Below are 18,294 nucleotides of genomic sequence, written 5' to 3' on the forward strand. Positions count from 1 at the left end.
TTTCATCCCGGCGGGCGAGATTAAATCGTGCGATTGTTAAAATGGTGTATCAATTATACTGGATACAGCGGATCGACGTAGCAAGCCGTCGCCACTCAGAATAGACTCTGTCGGTTAACTTTCATTGTGAAGAGAAGGATTTATGACGCAACAGCCACAAATAAAATATCGCCATGATTACCGTGCTCCGGATTACACCATCACCGATATCGACCTGACCTTTGAACTGGACGCTGCCACCACGCGTGTCACCGCCGTCAGCCGCGTCAAACGCCTGGCCCAGGCCGATGCGCCATTGCGTCTTGATGGCGAAGATCTCACCTTGATCAGTATTGAAGTGGATGGTCAGCCGTGGAGTCATTATCAGCTGGAAGCGCGTGCGCTGGTGCTGAATCAGCTGCCCGCCACCTTCACACTGAAAATCGTTAACGATATTCACCCGGATAAGAACAGCGCGCTGGAAGGCCTCTATAAATCAGGCGAGGCGCTCTGTACGCAGTGCGAAGCGGAAGGATTCCGTCATATCACCTGGTATCTGGATCGCCCTGACGTGCTGGCCCGTTTTACCACCACCATTATTGCCGAAGAGGCGCGTTATCCGTTCCTGCTCTCCAACGGCAATCGCATTGATGGCGGCAAGCTGGAAAATGGTCGTCACTGGATGAAGTGGGAAGATCCCTTTCCGAAGCCCTGCTACCTGTTTGCGCTGGTGGCCGGTGAATTTGACGTGCTGCGCGACAGCTTTACCACGCGTTCTGGCCGCGATGTTGCTCTGGAAATTTATGTCGACCGCGGCAACCTTGATCGTGCCGACTGGGCGATGACCTCACTGAAGAACAGCATGAAGTGGGACGAGGAGCGCTTCGGTCTGGAGTATGACCTCGACATCTTTATGATCGTAGCGGTGGATTTCTTCAATATGGGCGCGATGGAGAACAAAGGCCTTAACGTCTTTAACTCCAAATATGTGCTGGCCAAGGCAGAAACCGCGACCGATAAAGATTACCTCGGCATTGAAGCGGTCATCGGTCACGAATATTTCCATAACTGGACCGGCAACCGCGTAACCTGCCGCGACTGGTTCCAGCTCAGCCTGAAAGAGGGACTGACGGTGTTCCGCGATCAGGAGTTCAGCTCCGATCTCGGCTCTCGTGCCGTTAACCGCATCGATAACGTGCGTGTTATGCGCAGCGCCCAGTTCGCCGAAGATGCCAGCCCGATGGCGCACCCGATTCGTCCGGATCAGGTGATTGAAATGAACAACTTTTATACGCTGACCGTGTATGAGAAGGGTTCAGAAGTAATTCGCATGATGCACACGCTGCTGGGCGAAGAGAATTTCCAGAAAGGCATGCAGCTCTACTTTGAACGCCACGACGGCAGCGCCGCCACCTGCGACGAGTTTGTCCAGGCGATGGAAGATGCCTCTAATGTCGATCTTTCTCAGTTCCGTCGCTGGTACAGCCAGTCGGGCACGCCGATTGTTTCGGTGCGCGATGACTACAATCCTGAGCTGGAACAGTACACGCTGCACGTGACGCAACACACGCCGATCACCGCCGATCAGAAAGAGAAGCTGCCGCTGCATATTCCGCTCGATATCGAACTGTACGATAACGAAGGCAAGGTGATTCCGCTGCAGCACAACGGTCATCCGGTGCATCACGTGCTGAACGTCACCGAAGAGTTCCAGAGCTTTGTGTTTGATAACGTCTATTTCCAGCCGGTGCCGTCGCTGCTGCGCGAGTTTTCCGCGCCGGTGAAGCTCGACTATAAATGGAGCGACGCTCAGCTGACCTTCCTGATGCGCCATGCCAGCAACGATTTCTCTCGCTGGGATGCGGCACAGAGCCTGCTGGCCACCTATATCAAACTCAATGTGGCGCGTTATCAACAGGGCCAGCCGTTGTCGCTGCCGCTGCACGTCGCTGACGCGTTCCGTGCCGTGCTGCTACAGGAAAACGGCGATCCGGCGCTGATGGCGCTGATTTTATCGCTGCCAACTGAAAATGAGATGGCTGAACTGTTCGATATCATCGATCCTGAAGCCAACGCCGCGGTGCGCGAAGCGATGATGCGTACGCTGGCTACCGAGCTGGCGGATGAGTGGCTGGCGGTTTATCTGGCACATCAAAGCAGCGAATACCGTGTTGAGCACGACGAAATCGGCCGCCGCGCGCTGAAAAACGTCTGTCTGACCTGGCTGGCGTTTGGCGATGCCGAACAGGCAGACAAGCTGGTGCAGGCGCAATACCATCAGGCAAATAACATGACCGATGCGCTGGCGGCCTTAAGTGCCGCCGTCGCGGCGCAGCTGCCGTGCCATGAAGCCCTGCTGGCGGCGTACGATGAGCGCTGGCATCAGGATGGTCTGGTGATGGACAAGTGGTTTGTGCTGCAGGCGACCAGCCCGGCTGCGGATGTGCTGTCGCGCGTGCGCGCGCTGCTGTCGCACCGCTCGTTCAGCATGGGTAACCCGAACCGCGTGCGCTCGTTGATTGGTGCATTTGCCTCGGCGAATCCGGCGGCGTTTCACGCCAAAGATGGCAGCGGCTATCAGTTTATGGTGGAGATGCTGACCGACCTTAACACGCGTAATCCACAGGTTGCCGCGCGCATGGTTGAACCGCTGATTCGTCTGAAACGCTACAACAGCGAACGTCAGGCGTTGATGCGTCAGGCGCTGGAGCAGCTGAAGGCGCTGGAGAATCTTTCCGGCGATCTTTACGAGAAAATCACCAAGGCGTTAAACGCCTGATAAAACCAAACGGGGCAATCGCCCCGTTTTTTATTGTGCCCGAAGGCGAAGCTGTTCCGTTGACGATCGCTTCATCACTCGATCCAGCACTTCCGCTTCCAGTTCCGCCAGCCGTGCCGACCCTTTGCGCCGTGGTCGCGGCAAATCGACAGCAAGATCCAGCCCAACTTTCCCTTCTTCAATCAACAAGACCCGATCGGCCATCGCCACCGCCTCGCTGACGTCATGGGTCACCAACAGCACGGTAAAATGGTGCTGTTGCCAGAGTGCCTCAATCAAATCCTGCATCTCTATGCGCGTCAGAGCATCCAGCGCCCCAAGCGGTTCATCCAGTAGCAGTAGGCCAGGACGATGGATCAGCGCTCTGGCCAGCGCCACGCGCTGCTTCTGACCACCCGAAAGTGCCGCAGGCCATTCGTCGGCACGATCCGCCAGCCCCACCGCCTGCAGGGCATCCTGTGCCGCATCACGCCAGTGGTTGCCACGCAGACCAAGACCGACATTATTGATTACGCTTTTCCACGGTAGCAGGCGCGCATCCTGAAACATCATACGGGTGTCATCACGAGCAGCGGCAAGCGGACGGTTTCCCGCCAATAGCTGGCCGTCGGTGGCATTCTCCAGCCCGGCAAGCAGGCGCAGCAGCGTGCTCTTGCCGCAGCCGCTGCGTCCCACTACCGCCACGAACTGACCGGACGGAATGTGCAGATCCAGCTGATTCAGAATGGTCTTTGTGCCGTAGGTTTTGGTGATGTTTTCAATTGCCACCGGCGTGCCGTTATTGAGACGCGCGGGGCGCGGGGTCATCTGATTCATGCGAACGCCTCCTTGTTTTGATAAGCGGGATGCCAGCGTAACCAGAGACGCTCCAGCAGCAGCGCGCTGACGTCTGCCAGCTTGCCGAGCAGGGCGTACAGGATGATGGCGACCACTACGACGTCAGTTTGTAAAAACTCACGGGCATTCATCGCCAGATAACCGATACCGGAATTGGCTGAGATCGTTTCAGCAACGATCAGCGTTAACCACATCAGGCCAAGGGCAAAGCGTACGCCGACCATAATAGAGGGCAGGGCGCCAGGCAGAATCACCTGAGCAAATAAACGCCAGCCGGAAAGACCATAGCTACGTGCCATCTCAACCAGACCGCGATCGACGTTCCGAATGCCGTGCCAGGTATTGATATAAATGGGAAACAGCGTGCCGAGCGCCACCAGAAAAATCTTCGCCGCTTCGTCGATGCCAAACCACAAAATCACCAGCGGGATCAGCGCCAGATGGGGCACATTGCGCAGCATCTGCACCGAGGTGTCCAGCAGCCGTTCTCCCTGGCGAGAAAGACCGGTAATCAGGCCCAGCGTCAGGCCGATTGAGCCACCGATGGCGAATCCCACCAGCGCGCGCCAGCTGCTGATCGCCAGATGCTGCCACAGCTCCCCGCTGGCCGACAGCCGCCAGAAGGCGAGAACCACGTTTTCCGGCGAGGGCAGAATGCGCGTGGAAAGCGCACCGATTTGCGAAGCGATCTGCCAGACTACAATCAACAACACCGGCAGCGCCCACGGCATCAGATGATTCAGGAACCTGCTGCGTATTCTGCTCATGGCGAATTATCCTCGCGCGGCTTTCTGCGGCGTAAAATCGTTAGCCACCGCCTCGCCGTGTGCATCGGCCACCCGCGGCTGTGGCACCTCCGGCACCTGCAAATCGAGGTGGGGGAACAGCAACTCACTGACCCGATACGCCTCTTCCAGATGTGGATAGCCCGATAAAATAAAGGTTTCGATACCGAGATCGGCGTATTCCTGCATACGCGCCGCTACCGTCGGGCCATCACCTACCAGCGCCGTACCGGCACCGCTGCGTACCAAACCCACGCCCGCCCACAGGTTAGGGCTGATCTCCAGCCGATCGCGACGTCCGGCGTGCAGGGCAGCCATGCGGCGCTGACCGACAGAGTCGGCGCGCAGGAAAGCCGCCTGCGCTTTGGCAATGGTCTCATCATCCACGTGAGCAATCAGCCGATCGGCGGCCTGCCAGGCTTCTTCATTGGTTTCGCGCACAATAACGTGCAGCCGAATACCAAAACGGACTTTACGTCCCTGCGCTGCCGCTTTATCACGCACCTGGGCAATCTTCTCTTTAACCTGGGCCGGTGGCTCGCCCCAGGTGAGATAGACATCCACCTGCTCTGCGGCCAGATCCTGTGCGGCATCCGACGAACCGCCGAACCACAGCGGTGGGCGCGGCTGCTGCACCGGTTTAAACATCAGTCGCGCACCGCGCACGTGCACATGCTTGCCTTCGTAATCTACGGTTTCGCCCTCCAGTACCCGGCGCCAGACGCGGGTAAACTCAGCCGATTCAGCGTAGCGCTCGCGGTGATCGAGAAACACACCGTCGCCCGCCAGCTCTTCAGGATCGCCGCCGGTGACCAGGTTAAACAGCGCACGTCCATTAGAGAGGCGATCCAGCGTAGCTGCCTGTCGCGCCGCCTGAGTCGGCGAAATCACGCCGGGACGCAGCGCCACTAAAAAGCGCAGACGTTGCGTTACCGGGATCAGCGAAGCGGCAACCAGCCAGGCATCCTCACAGGAGCGGCCGGTTGGAATCAGTACGCCACCAAAGCCCAGACGATCGGCTGCCTGCGCCACCTGTTGCAGGTAGCCGTGGTCCACCGGACGCGCACCTTCAGCGGTACCAAGATAACGGCCATCGCCATGCGTGGGTAAAAACCAGAATACGGAAAGTGACATCGTTTATTCTCCTGACTTATGGGCGGCCGGGCCGTGCCAGATACGATCGGCGACGGAGACTTTTACCGGCATTAAATGGTTTTGATAAAACAGGTCGGCTGTTTGTTGCTGCAGTTGCGCGGTTTTCTCGCTGACCAGGCTAATAGAAGTGGGCGGACGATGGTCGAGATAGCTGGCAAGCACTGGCTTGGGCAGGCCCATCGCCTGCGCCAGCAGATCGATACTCTCATCGCGATGGCTAAGCGTTAATGCATCCGCCTGGCTAAAGGTGGCCAGCACCTGCTGCACAAAGTCGCCATGTGCTTCGGTAAAGGATCGCGTAGCGAGATAAAACGAGCCGCTCTGCTTCAGCTTGCTGCCATCGGCCAGCACGCGGGCATTGCCCTGCAGCAGCACGGCGGAATAGTAGGGATCCCAGATAGCCCAGGCATCAACATCGCCTTGCTGAAAGGCGGCGCGGGCATCGGCGGGGGTCAGGTAGATCGGCTTGATATCGGTAAAGCTCAGCCCTGCCTGCTCAAGCGCGCGCAGCAGCAAATTATGTGAGCTGGAACCTTTCTGAAAGGCAACTTTCTTGCCTTTCAGATCGCTGACCTGTTGTAGCGGGCTCGATTTCGGCACCAGAATAACTTCGGCCAGCGGCTTTGGCGGCTCGGCGCCGACATAGAGCAAATCAGCCCCGGCGGCCTGAGCGAACAGCGGGGGAATATCGCCGGTGCTGCCCAGATCGATACTGCCGATGTTCAGCGCTTCAAGCATTTGCGGACCGGCCGGAAATTCAACCCACTGAATGCGCGTGTTGGGAAAGCGCTGCTCCAGCATATGATGCGACTTAGCCAGCACCATGCTCACTGAGCCTTTCTGATAGCCAATACGGAAGGTCGCGGGATCGCTGGCGAAAGCCGTCGCGGACCAGATAAGCAGCAGCAGACCCTGCAAAAAGAAAGCCATTTTACGCATCATGATTCACTCCTTTTACACCGCCAGCGCATAGGGCAAATGACGTCTGGCCAGCGCCTGCCAGAAGGTCTCAAGCGCCTCGTCAAGACGCAGCGTTAGCTGAGGGACCAGTTCGGGCTGGCGATCGTAATGGGTGATTTGCGTGTCATCGGCAAACACGCCATGCAGAATCTCCTGGGCTTTCAGGGCGTTCAGCACCGGTTTAAGTGCGTAATCTACCGCCAGCAGGTGGGCTACCGTTCCGCCAGTAGCCAGCGGCAGCACGACTGCATGTTCCAGTGCACGTTCGGGCAGCAGATCGAGCAGCGTTTTCAGGGCGCCGGTAAAGGAGGCTTTGTAGACCGGCGTCGCCACGATAAGGCCATCAGCGCTGGCCAAATCTTCTTTAAAAGCCAGCAGGGCCGGGGCGTCAAAGCGCGCATTAATCAGATCTTCCGGCACAAAGTTTTGGATATTCCAGGGAATAACCTCCACGCCACGGCTTTCCAGTCGTTGTTGACTGAGCGCCAGCAGGGCGGTTGAACGGGAAGGAAAGCGAGGACTGCCCGCCAGCGTTATCACGCGCATTGAAACTCCTTATAACTAAAAGTTATTGATTAACATCTTTAAAGAACTGATGTCTTCATCCTGGCAGAGCTGCGAGGTACCACTAAATGATTTATCCGGGATTATTTAGTCAGCTTTACGCTAAAGCCTTCCTGATGCTGGAAGCACAGAAGCGTGCCGCTGCGTAAGCGGGGGAATCAGGATGTTGCAGAAGCTGAACCGGCGTGAAGAAAGCGCCATTTGGGATGCGCAACGGTAATCACAGGGTTATCAGTCTGTTAGCTTAGGGTTTGGCGGGTTGAAAAACGCCTTAAGTGGCTGTATTTGCGTTTACTTTATCCACAAAGCGCTTTACCATTTTGGCGCACCTGTCGCCCTTACCCCCGCCATTCTGGAGAGCACATGTTTTATCCTTTGGTCCGAAAAGCGTTATTCAAGCTTGATGCTGAGCGCGCGCACGAGCTGACTTTTCAACAGCTGCGCTTTATTTCCGGTACGCCGCTGGAGATGATGATTCGCCAGCAGGTCGCTTCGCGTCCGGTGAAATGTATGGGGCTAACCTTTAAAAATGGTCTTGGGCTGGCGGCGGGTCTGGATAAAAATGGTGAATGTATTAACGCGTTTGCCGCTATGGGCTTTGGTTTTATCGAGGTGGGTACCGTAACGCCACGACCGCAAGCGGGTAATGATAAGCCACGCATGTTTCGCCTGCCGGAAGCAGAAGGCATCATTAACCGCATGGGCTTCAATAATCTTGGCGTGGATCATTTGGTTGAGAACGTGAAGAAGGCGCGCTTTGACGGCATTCTCGGCATTAATGTCGGTAAAAATAAAGATACTGCCGTAGAGAACGGCAAAGATGACTATCTCATCTGTATGGAGAAGGTCTATGCGCATGCGGGTTATATCGCCATTAATATCTCCTCACCCAACACACCGGGCCTGCGCACGCTGCAATACGGTGAAGCGCTGGATGAGCTGTTAGCGGCGATCAAAGCGAAGCAGGGCGAACTGGAGAAGCGCCATCTGAAGTATGTGCCGGTGGCGGTAAAAATTGCCCCGGATTTATCGGAAGAGGAACTGGTACAGATTGCCGACAGCCTGGTGCGACATGGCATTGATGGCGTGATTGCCACTAATACTACGCTTGACCGTTCGCTGGTCAGCGGTTTGAAATTCAGCGAGGAAGCGGGTGGACTCAGCGGACGCCCGGTGCAGTCGCGCAGCACCGAAGTAATTCGCCGACTGGCGGTTGAGCTGAATGGTCGCCTACCGATCATTGGCGTTGGCGGCATTGATTCGCTTACCTCCGCCCGTGAAAAAATCGCCGCGGGCGCCACGCTGGTGCAAATTTACTCAGGTTTTATCTACAAAGGCCCGCCGCTGATTAAAGAGATTGTTAATCACCTTTAAGCTCTTTTCTGCATGATGGGCCGAAAATTGCGGTTTTACGGCCCATTTTGCATTTTATCGTTTTATTTGCGATTAAACGCGCGGCGGCAGCTAAATCGTCTGATCTATCGGCCTGCTGCTAACCTTAATAACGCAACGTTTTGATATTAATGAATAATAAGGAGAAAAGTTGTTTAAATACGGTGTTAGTCTCCCCTAAGACTTTTCCTGCATTCCCGCCATTATCGCCGCGTTTTACGGCCCGTCTCAAATTTTGACATTTTTGTTTCTTATTTAAACAGACAGAGGCAGTCAAATTGTCTAGAATGTCGGCTGGTCGCTAATAAGAAGCGGGAAATGAGTTAATATTCAACAGGAAGGGCGAAGATGAAAATTAAGCCGGACGATAAGTGGCGTTGGTTTTATGACGCAGAACACGACCGAATGATGCTTGATTTAGCGGATGGCCAGTTATTTCGCTCCCGTTTCGCCCGCAAGACGCTCACGCCTGATGCCTTTGACTCCTCAGAATTTTCTGTTGATGACGCCGCGCTGTTTTACACCTTCGCTGAACATTGCCGTCAGACCGAACTCGATCATCAACAGCGTTCCGAACTGGTGCTTAATGCGCTGGTGGCCGCTCGCTTTGTGAAACCTTTGATGCCTAAAAGCTGGCACTTCTGCAATCAGCCAAACTACGGCTGGCAGCCGCAGGCGGGCGAGCTGGCCGATGTGATCCTGTGTGAGAATGGTGAAAAGGCGCGCCTGCTAACGGTTGAAAGTGGCGGCAGCGCCTCGCTTTGTGTGCTGGCCCAGGATTCGGTTACGCTGGCTGGCCGCGAAATGGTGCTTGGTGACGCGATTAAAGTGATGAACGATCGTTTAATCCCACGCTGCGAACCGGCAGTCATTCGCTACGACCGCGCGGTCTGAACCGCCCGGTTCAGGCCAGCTCTATATCACCATCCGGAATACAGCTGCACGATAACACCTTGCCGTCAGCCTGCAGCGCAGTTTGCTTCAGCGGTTTCACTTTTCCTGCCACCAGCCTTAATGCACAACTGCCGCAAATGCCTGCCCGACATGAATAGGCAATTTTTTCGCCCTGCATCTCCAGCTGTTCCAATAAAATTTGCTGATTATTCCCGCGAAAATGTCTGCCCTGATAGGTAATCGTCACGCTTTGCTCTGGCTGCACCAGCGGCTTAATACTTTCCGCCACCTCGCCAGCGCCATAGTGGCGAGGTTCACGCAGGGTTAAGATCTCGACCTCATCGCCGGTGCGGATGATGCCGCTGTTACGTGCGATCAGATTGAGACCAAAATCGACATCGCCACTGTTATCCTGAGCAGTACGAAAACATTGCAGCGTGGCCAATGGCTCGCCGCTGGGATGCTTCTGGCCGCGCGACGGGCTGACGGTGGTGAAGATGCAGCGGCTGCAGGGTTTCGGCACGTCAAAAATAATCTCGCCGATGCGCAGCGATGACCAGCTATCTTCCGCCCAGGCGCTCGCGCCGCCGATCACCAGGTTGGGGCGAAACTGTTCCATGCGCACGCCCGCCGGGCAGCGATGCTGCAGATCGCGCAGCGAGGCGTCGTTGGTGAGCAAAAAAGGGTAGCCGTCGGCAAATCCCAGCGGGACGTCATCGCGCTGCTTTACCCGCCGTGTCGGAAGGTTGCCGGTCCAACGCAGCTGCACCGCGCGCGGGAAAAAACCGCTCAGCCACTGATTAATCGCGGCGGGCGCGATGTGGGCGGTAAAGTGATTGCCCCACACTTCGGTGGCGGCGGCGTCAGCGGAGAAATCTGTAAAGCGCACGCTGGCGCTGCTGCCGTCAGGTGCGCTGAGGTGCAAACCATCCGTGAGCAGCGCCGCGGTAAACAGCACCATTTGGGGAAACTGACGGGCGGTAATAAAGGTGCCATCCGTGTCGGTAATCATAAAGATGCGATCAAACGCCAGGCCGCCAGGCAGAACCTGCGCATGTGAAAGCTGCAAACCGCGCATCGATTTCACCGGGTAGACCGCCAGGCGAGATAACATAATCATGGATTGCTCCGTGCAAAAGGTAAAAACCTGGTACGAAAGGAAGCTAACTTTATGACATAGGTCGGCGATTGGCTATAATGCGCCTCAATTTTCTCAATACAGTAAGTGACGATATGAATTCTCTGTTTGCCAGTACGGCGCGTGGGCTCGAAGAGCTGTTAAAAACTGAGCTGGAAGCGCTGGGTGCGCAGGAAGTGCGCGTGGTACAAGGCGGCGTCCATTTTGAGGGTGACGATCGTTTGCTGTATCAAAGTTTACTGTGGAGCCGCCTCGCCTCGCGCATTTTGCTGCCGTTGAGCGAATGCGGTGTTTACAGCGATCTCGATCTCTATATCGGCGCGCAGATTATTGACTGGCCAGCGCTGTTTGACAGTGACAAAACCTTTGCCGTGCATTTTAGCGGCACCAACGATGTGATTCGCAACAGCCAGTTTGGCGCCCTGAAGGTAAAAGACGCCATCGTGGACAGCTTTACCCGTAAAAATCTGCCGCGTCCGAACGTCGATCGTGAGCAGCCCGATATTCGCATCAACGTCTGGCTGAACAACGATCAGGCCAGTATTGCGCTCGACCTCAGTGGCGAAGGCCTGCATCAGCGCGGCTATCGCCAGCAGACCGGCCAGGCACCGCTGAAGGAGAACCTGGCGGCGGCCATTGTGCTGCGATCCGGCTGGCAGACGCAAACTCCGCTGATCGACCCGATGTGCGGCTCCGGAACGCTGCTGATTGAGGCGGCGATGATCGCTACCGATCGTGCGCCGGGCCTGCATCGTCAGCACTGGGGCTTTACCGGCTGGAAAAGTTTCCAGCCAGAATTGTGGAAGAGCCTGACCCAGGAAGCGCAGGTGCGCGCCCGTGAAGGCTTACAGGCGTGCCAGTCGCGCTTTTTCGGCTTTGATAATGATGAACGCGTTATCGATCGCGCTCGTGCCAACGCGCGCCGCGCTGGCCTGGGCGATCTGATCAGCGTGAAGGTGCAGGACATTCTGCAGCTGAAAAATCCATTACCGCAGGGTCCGCACGGCACGCTGTTAAGCAACCCACCGTACGGCGAACGTCTGGAAAGCGAACCTGCGCTGATCGCATTGCACAGCCAACTGGGACGCATTGCCAAAAGCCAGTTCGGCGGCTGGAACCTGTCGCTGTTCAGCGCATCGCCCGAGCTGCTAAGCTGCCTGCAACTGCGTGCCGATCGCCAGTTCAAAGCGAAAAATGGTCCGCTGGATTGTGTACAGAAAAACTATCATCTGGCGGAAAAAGCCGTCGGCGAAACCGGCGCGCAGCTGGCGGATGATTATGCCAACCGCCTGCGTAAAAACGTTAAGAAGCTGGATAAATGGGCGCGTCAGGAGGGCATCAACTGCTATCGCCTGTATGACGCCGATCTGCCTGATTACAACGTAGCGGTGGATCGCTACGATGACTGGGTCATTATTCAGGAATATGCGCCGCCAAAAACCATAGATCCGCAAAAAGCACGTCAGCGTCTGTTCGACGTGATCGCCGCCACGCTGAGCGTGCTGGCGTTGCCGGCCAATCGGCTGGTGCTGAAAACGCGTGAGCGCCAGAAAGGTAAAAGCCAGTATCAAAAACTCGGTGAAAAAGGCGACTACTTTGAAGTGCGTGAATATAATGCGCGATTCTGGGTCAACCTTACCGATTATCTCGATACTGGCCTGTTTCTCGATCACCGTATCGCGCGTAAAATGCTGGGCCAGATGAGCAAAGGCAAAGACTTTCTGAACCTGTTTGCTTACACCGGCAGCGCCAGCGTGCACGCCGGGCTGGGCGAGGCGCGCAGCACAACCACGGTTGATATGTCGCGTACCTATCTGGAGTGGGCGGAGCGCAATATGCGTCTGAACGGCCTGACTGGTCGCCAGCATCGCCTGCTGCAGGCAGATTGCCTGAGCTGGCTGCGCGATTGCGATGAGCAGTTCGATCTGATTTTTGTCGATCCGCCAACCTTTTCAAACTCCAAGCGCATGGAAGAGAGTTTTGATATCCAGCGCGATCACTTGGACCTGATGCGTGACCTGAAGCGTATTTTACGCAACGCTGGCACGATCATGTTCTCCAACAACAAACGCGGTTTCAAAATGGACCACGACGGCCTGAGCGCGCTCGGCCTGACAGCCCAGGAAATCACTGCTAAAACGCAGTCACAAGATTTTGCCCGCAATCGTCAGATTCACAACTGCTGGCTGATTACTCACGCCGGTAAGGAATAAGCGTTATATGTCATTAATCAGTATTCATGGTGCCTATTTATCGTTCAGCGACGCGCCGCTGCTGGACAACACAGAACTGCATATCGAAGAGAATGAGCGCGTCTGCCTGGTAGGCCGTAACGGCGCCGGTAAATCGACGCTGATGAAAATCATCAACGGCGAACAGCCGCTCGACGATGGTCGCATTATTTACGAACAGGATTTGATCGTTGCGCGCCTGCAACAGGATCCACCGCGCAATATCGCCGGTACGGTGTATGACTTCGTGGCCGAAGGCGTGGCCGAGCAGGCGGAGCATTTAAAAGCCTACCACGCGATTTCGCATGTGGTGATGGACGATCCGAGTGAGAAGAATTTTGATGAGATGGCGCGCCTGCAGGCGATCCTCGATCATCAGAATCTCTGGCAGCTGGAAGCGCGTATCAATGACGTGCTGGAAAAAATCGGCCTTGAGCCTGACGTTGAGCTTTCATCATTGTCAGGCGGCTGGCTGCGTAAAGCGGCGCTGGGCCGTGCGCTGGTCAGTAATCCACGCGTGTTGATGCTCGATGAGCCAACCAACCACCTGGATATTGAAACAATTCACTGGCTGGAAACCTTCCTGAAAACTTTTCAGGGCAGCATCGTCTTTATTTCCCATGACCGTTCGTTTATCCGCAACATGGCGACGCGTATTGTCGATCTCGACCGCGGTAAGCTGGTCTCCTGGCCGGGTAATTACGATCTCTACCTGGAAAGCAAAGAAGAAGCGCTGCGGGTAGAAGAGATGCAGAACGCGGAGTTTGACCGCAAGCTGGCGCAGGAAGAAGTGTGGATCCGTCAGGGCATTAAGGCGCGCCGCACGCGTAACGAAGGCCGTGTGCGTGCGCTAAAAGCGCTGCGTCGCGAGCGCTCAGAACGTCGTGAAGTGATGGGCAAAGCGAACATGCAGGTTGGCGAAGCCACGCGCTCGGGCAAAATTGTCTTTGAACTGGAAAACGTCGATTACAGCATTGCTGGTAAGCAGCTGGTTAAAGATTTCTCTGCGCAGGTACAGCGCGGCGACAAAATTGCGCTGGTGGGGCCTAACGGCTGCGGTAAAACTACGCTGCTTAAGCTGATGCTCGGTCAGCTTAAAGCGGACAGTGGTCGTGTGCATATCGGTACCAAGCTGGAAGTGGCGTACTTCGATCAGCACCGTGCCGAACTCGATCCCGATCGTACGGTGATGGACAACCTTGCTGAAGGTAAACAGGAAGTGCTGGTCAACGGTAAGCCGCGCCATGTGCTCGGCTACCTGCAGGACTTCCTGTTCCATCCCAAGCGCGCCATGACGCCGGTCAGAGCGCTGTCGGGCGGCGAGCGTAACCGCCTCCTGCTGGCCAAGCTGTTCCTCAAGCCCAGCAACCTGTTGATTCTCGATGAACCGACCAATGACCTGGATGTGGAAACGCTGGAGCTGCTGGAAGAGCTGATCGATGGCTATCAGGGCAGCGTGCTGCTGGTAAGCCACGATCGTGAATTTGTTGATAACACCGTGACCGAATGCTGGATTTTTGAAGGCACCGGCGAGATCGGCACCTTTGTTGGCGGCTATCACGATGCTCAGCTGCAGCGTAGCGCCTATAAACAGACCCGCGCGCCGGCAAAACCTACCGCCTCGTCAAAAAGCGAAAACGCGAAAAGCGAACCTGTTAAACGCAGCGCAAGCAAACTAAGCTATAACCTGCAGCGCGAGCTTGAACAGCTTCCGCAGCAGCTGGAGCAGCTGGAATCACGTATCGCCACGCTTCAGGCCCAGATCGGCGATGCTGACTTCTTCAGCCAGCCGCGTGAAACCACGCAGCCGGTACTGGATGCAATGGCGCAGGCGGAGCAGGATCTGGAAAAGGCCTTTGAACGCTGGGAATACCTTGAATCCCTGAAAAATAGTGGTGAGTAAGCAAGGGAGCAAGAGTATGTGTTCACAGGATCATGCGCATCAATGGATGCTCTGTCCGCAATGTGATCTGACCGTTGAATTACCCACCATGGCGCCCGGACAACGGGCGCGTTGTCCGCGCTGTCACACCACGCTGGCGACCAACTGGAGCGACCCGGGCAAACGCCCGGTCGCTTATGCCATCGCCGCGCTGGTCATGCTGCTGCTGGCTAACCTCTTTCCTTTCGTGAATATGCACGTTTCTGGCATCAGCAGTGAAATTGGGCTGATGCAGATACCGCGTGTGATGGTTAATGAAGATTACAGCAGTCTTGCCACCATTTTTCTGTTGCTGGTACAGGGCATTCCGGCCTGCTGCATGCTACTCATTTTGCTGTTAATGACCAATCTGCCGCTGCCGCACACGCTACGCGGCGGCCTGGCGCGCGTGCTGTTTCAGCTCAAAAATTGGGGCATGGCGGAAATCTTTATGGCTGGCGTGTTGGTCAGCTTCGTTAAGCTAATGGCTTATGGTGACATCGGCCTGGGCACCAGCTTTTGGCCGTGGTGTCTGTTTTGCATGATGCAGCTACGCGCGATCCAGTGCGTTGATCGCCGCTGGTTATGGCAGCGTATCGCACCGCAGCCCGCTTTGCCTCATCAGCCGCAAGGTGGTATCAGCGGTCTGGAGCAGGGACTGCGATCCTGTTCCTGCTGTACCGCTGTGCTGCCGGTTGGCCAGCTCAGTTGCCCTCGCTGCGGCGTAACTGGCCATGCGCGGCGCAAGCATAGCCTGCAATGGACGCTGGCACTGCTTTTTACCTCCGTAATGCTCTATATACCGGCCAATATTTTGCCGATTATGCTGACCAATACGCTGGGCAGTGAACACAACTCAAACATCATGGCGGGCGTTATTCTGCTGTGGAGCGATGGCTCATATCCGATTGCGCTGGTGATTTTCATCGCCAGTATTATGGTGCCCTCGCTGAAAATGCTCGCCATTGGCTGGCTCTGCTGGGATGCAAAAGGCTATGGCCGTGGCGACAGAGAAAAAATGCATCTGATTTATGAAGTGGTGGAGTTTGTCGGCCGCTGGTCGATGATTGACGTATTTGTCGTTGCTGTTCTCTCTGCACTGGTGCAGATGGGACGTTTAATGAGTATCAATCCCGGCATTGGGGCACTGCTGTTTGCGGTGGTGGTCATTTTAACCATCTTTGCAGCCATGGCGTTTGATCCCCGGTTGACGTGGGACATAAAACATAAAAACACTCTTAAGGAGCCGAGCGTTGACGGACAATAATCGCGGCATCGCCCAGGTTGACCAAATTAAGCGCTGGTCGCCGGTCTGGATCATTCCCATTCTCACCCTGCTGATTGGTGGATGGATCCTGTTTTATCACTTCAGCCATCAGGGCCCGGAAGTGACCTTAATTACCACCAACGCCGAAGGTATTGAGGCGGGGAAAACGGCGATCAAAAGCCGCAGCGTCAACGTTGGCGTGGTCGAAAGCGCCGTGTTGAGCGACGATCTCAACCATGTTGAGATCAAGGCGCGCCTCAATTCCGGCATGGGAAAGCTCTTGCACAAGGATAGCGTGTTTTGGGTGGTGAAACCGCAGGTAGGAAAAGAGGGCGTAACCGGTTTAGGCACGCTGCTTTCCGGTTCCTACATTGAGCTGCAGCCCGGTGCAAAGGGTGAGGTGGCGCCGCGTTATGAACTGCTCGACTCACCGCCGCTCGCCTCGCCGGATGCTAAGGGTATTCGCATTACGCTGGACAGCATCAAAGCGGGCCAGCTCAATCCGGGCGATCCGGTGCTGTTTCGCGGCTATCGCGTGGGCTCGGTTGAAACCAGTCAGTTCGATGCCGATAAACGCGTGATGCGCTATCAGTTGTTTATCAACGCGCCGTACGATCGCCTCGTGACCAGCAATGTACGCTTCTGGAAGGACAGCGGTATAGCCGTGGATATGTCCGCCTCGGGCATGCGGGTTGAGATGGGATCGCTGACCACACTGTTCAGCGGCGGCGTCAGCTTCGACGTGCCGGATGGCTGGGAGCTGGGCAGCGCTGCCAGTAATCAGGCCGAATACCATCTTTACGATAACCAGCGCAACATTCAGGATTCACTCTATACCACGCACATCGATTATCTGATGTTCTTTAACGACTCGATTCGTGGCCTGCAGGCGGGTGCGCCGGTTGAATTCCGCGGCATCCGGCTGGGTACGGTTGCCGAAGTGCCGTATTTGTTCCCTGGCGCGACACAGGCATTGAATAATGACTACCGTATTCCGGTGCTGATTCGCATTGAACCCGATCGCTTTATGCAGCGACTGGGCGATAACTTCGATCTTGAACAGCATCTGCAGGATGGTAAAAAACAGGGTCTGCGTGCGTCACTGAAATCGGCCAACCTGTTAACCGGCTCGCTGTATATCGATCTCGACTTTTATGACAATGTGCCGGCGTATAAAGGACCGAATAAAGTAGCGGGTTACGAGATCATTCCCACCACCAGCGGTGGCCTGGCGCAGATCCAACAGAAACTGACCCAGGCGCTGGATAAGATTAATCAGCTGCCGTTGAATCCGATGATCAATGAGGCGACCGGTACGCTGAAAGAGACGCAGCGTACAATGCGTGATGTGCAGAAAACGCTGGATAATCTCAACAAGATCACCGCCAGCCCGGCACTGCAGGCGTTGCCAGGCGATATGCAGCAAACGCTACGTGAGTTGAACCGCAGTATGAAAGGGCTACAGCCAGGTTCACCGGCCTATAATAAGCTGGTGGGTGATATGCAGCGGCTGGATCAAGTGATGCGTGAGCTGCAACCCGTACTGAAGACGCTGAATACCAAGAGCAATGCGCTGGTGTTTGAAGCGAAACCCGGACAAGATCCACAGCCAAAAAGGGCGAAACAGTGAAAGGATTAATTCTGGCTGCGGCGGTGTTGCTCACTGCCTGTAGCAGCACACCGCAGACGCACTATTATCAGTTGCCCACCGCACAGGTACCGGCAACGGTGATCGCTACGCCAGCTGACGGCCAGTCGGTGGTGTGGGTCGAGCATGTTTCGGTACCTGATTATCTTGCAGGTAATGGCGTGGTCTATCAGGCGAGTGAAGTGCAGTATGTCATCGCCGCTAATAATCTGTGGGCCAGCCCGCTGGATCAGCAACTGCAGCAAACACTGGTCAGTAATCTTGGTCAGGCTTTGCCCGGTTGGTTAATCTCGTCAAAACCGCTAGGCGCTAACTACGATACGCTGAATGTTAACGTCACCGGTTTCCAGGGGCGTTATGATGGCAAAGCGGTGATCAGCGGTGAATGGTTGCTGGAGCATCAGGGAAGGGTGATCAAGCATGCGTTTAACGTGGTGTTGCCACAGTCGGAAGATGGCTACGATGCGCTGGTCAGCACGCTGGCGCAGGGCTGGAAGCAGCAGGCAGATGAGATAGCAAAAACGCTGGTAACGATTAAATAATCTTACCTGAAGCCCGATAAAAATCCCCGATGCGCCAAAAGAAATCAGCGTGTATCGGGGATTTTTTTATGCCAGCTATCATTACGATAGCGCAATAAGTAAGCGAATTCAGGCTTTGACGCCGCTTTTCTTTATGCAAAAAAATGACATTGGCGTGAAATTTGCGCATTGACCTTTCGATCGATCCGCGTTAGAAATTAAT

At 55.6% G+C, this 18,294-nt stretch carries 14 protein-coding genes; 8 read left to right on the forward strand and 6 right to left on the reverse strand.

Going from position 1 to position 18,294, the window contains the following annotated elements:
• Positions 1-142 precede the first annotated feature (142 nt).
• On the forward strand, positions 143-2,758 hold the full coding sequence (gene pepN, locus EM595_RS06525; protein WP_067429269.1) for an aminopeptidase N: 2,616 nt from the start codon (positions 143-145) through the stop codon (positions 2,756-2,758).
• 30 nt (positions 2,759-2,788) lie between these two features.
• Here pepN and ssuB read toward each other — a convergent pair whose 3' ends face one another.
• The 5 genes from ssuB to ssuE are packed head-to-tail and all read right to left on the reverse strand — an operon-like array spanning position 2,789 to position 7,041.
• Complete coding sequence (gene ssuB, locus EM595_RS06530; RefSeq protein WP_067429272.1) at positions 2,789-3,574, reverse strand: aliphatic sulfonates ABC transporter ATP-binding protein; 786 nt, start codon at positions 3,572-3,574, stop codon at positions 2,789-2,791.
• Entirely contained in the window at positions 3,571-4,362 is a 792-nt protein-coding gene (ssuC, locus tag EM595_RS06535) for an aliphatic sulfonate ABC transporter permease SsuC (RefSeq protein WP_067429275.1), read from the reverse strand. The genes ssuB and ssuC overlap by 4 nt, the downstream gene beginning before the upstream one ends.
• Before the next feature lie 6 nt (positions 4,363-4,368).
• Positions 4,369-5,514, reverse strand: coding sequence for an FMNH2-dependent alkanesulfonate monooxygenase (gene ssuD, locus EM595_RS06540; RefSeq protein WP_067429278.1), 1,146 nt, complete (start codon positions 5,512-5,514; stop codon positions 4,369-4,371).
• Between the two features lie 3 nt (positions 5,515-5,517).
• Positions 5,518-6,474, reverse strand: coding sequence for a sulfonate ABC transporter substrate-binding protein (locus EM595_RS06545; protein WP_371317160.1), 957 nt, complete (start codon positions 6,472-6,474; stop codon positions 5,518-5,520).
• Between the two features lie 15 nt (positions 6,475-6,489).
• Positions 6,490-7,041, reverse strand: coding sequence for an NADPH-dependent FMN reductase (gene ssuE, locus EM595_RS06550; RefSeq protein ID WP_067429284.1), 552 nt, complete (start codon positions 7,039-7,041; stop codon positions 6,490-6,492).
• Between the two features lie 381 nt (positions 7,042-7,422).
• Between ssuE and pyrD the strand changes: the two genes are divergently transcribed.
• The gene (pyrD, locus tag EM595_RS06555; protein WP_067429287.1) at positions 7,423-8,433 is read left to right on the forward strand and encodes a quinone-dependent dihydroorotate dehydrogenase; all 1,011 of its coding nucleotides are present in this window, start codon (positions 7,423-7,425) and stop codon (positions 8,431-8,433) included.
• A 366-nt stretch (positions 8,434-8,799) separates the two neighbouring features.
• Positions 8,800-9,345 carry a cell division protein ZapC gene (locus tag EM595_RS06560; RefSeq protein WP_067429289.1) on the forward strand — a complete coding sequence of 182 codons (546 nt, stop codon included), beginning with the start codon at positions 8,800-8,802 and terminating at the stop codon, positions 9,343-9,345.
• 10 nt (positions 9,346-9,355) lie between these two features.
• Here the strand turns inward: EM595_RS06560 and EM595_RS06565 are convergent, their stop codons facing one another.
• Positions 9,356-10,465: a YcbX family protein gene (locus EM595_RS06565; protein ID WP_067429291.1), complete on the reverse strand. Its 1,110-nt coding sequence runs from the start codon at positions 10,463-10,465 to the stop codon at positions 9,356-9,358.
• 113 nt (positions 10,466-10,578) lie between these two features.
• Here EM595_RS06565 and rlmKL point away from each other — a divergent pair, with 113 nt between their 5' ends.
• The 5 genes from rlmKL to pqiC are packed head-to-tail and all read left to right on the forward strand — an operon-like array spanning position 10,579 to position 18,092.
• Positions 10,579-12,696 (forward strand): bifunctional 23S rRNA (guanine(2069)-N(7))-methyltransferase RlmK/23S rRNA (guanine(2445)-N(2))-methyltransferase RlmL, encoded by a 2,118-nt coding sequence (rlmKL, locus tag EM595_RS06570; protein WP_067429293.1) that lies wholly within the window; start codon positions 10,579-10,581, stop codon positions 12,694-12,696.
• 7 nt (positions 12,697-12,703) lie between these two features.
• Positions 12,704-14,617, forward strand: coding sequence for an ABC transporter ATP-binding protein (locus EM595_RS06575; RefSeq protein ID WP_067429295.1), 1,914 nt, complete (start codon positions 12,704-12,706; stop codon positions 14,615-14,617).
• 16 nt (positions 14,618-14,633) lie between these two features.
• The gene (pqiA, locus tag EM595_RS06580; protein WP_067429298.1) at positions 14,634-15,902 is read left to right on the forward strand and encodes a membrane integrity-associated transporter subunit PqiA; all 1,269 of its coding nucleotides are present in this window, start codon (positions 14,634-14,636) and stop codon (positions 15,900-15,902) included.
• On the forward strand, positions 15,889-17,532 hold the full coding sequence (gene pqiB / locus EM595_RS06585) for an intermembrane transport protein PqiB (RefSeq protein ID WP_067429302.1): 1,644 nt from the start codon (positions 15,889-15,891) through the stop codon (positions 17,530-17,532). Before pqiA ends, pqiB begins: the two co-directional genes overlap by 14 nt.
• Positions 17,529-18,092, forward strand: a complete 564-nt coding sequence (gene pqiC, locus EM595_RS06590) for a membrane integrity-associated transporter subunit PqiC (protein ID WP_067429305.1) — start codon at positions 17,529-17,531, stop codon at positions 18,090-18,092. The genes pqiB and pqiC overlap by 4 nt, the downstream gene beginning before the upstream one ends.
• The last annotated feature ends 202 nt before the right edge of the window (positions 18,093-18,294 follow it).

The sequence above is a fragment of the Duffyella gerundensis genome, assembly GCF_001517405.1.
Taxonomy (GTDB): Bacteria; Pseudomonadota; Gammaproteobacteria; order Enterobacterales; family Enterobacteriaceae; genus Duffyella; species Duffyella gerundensis.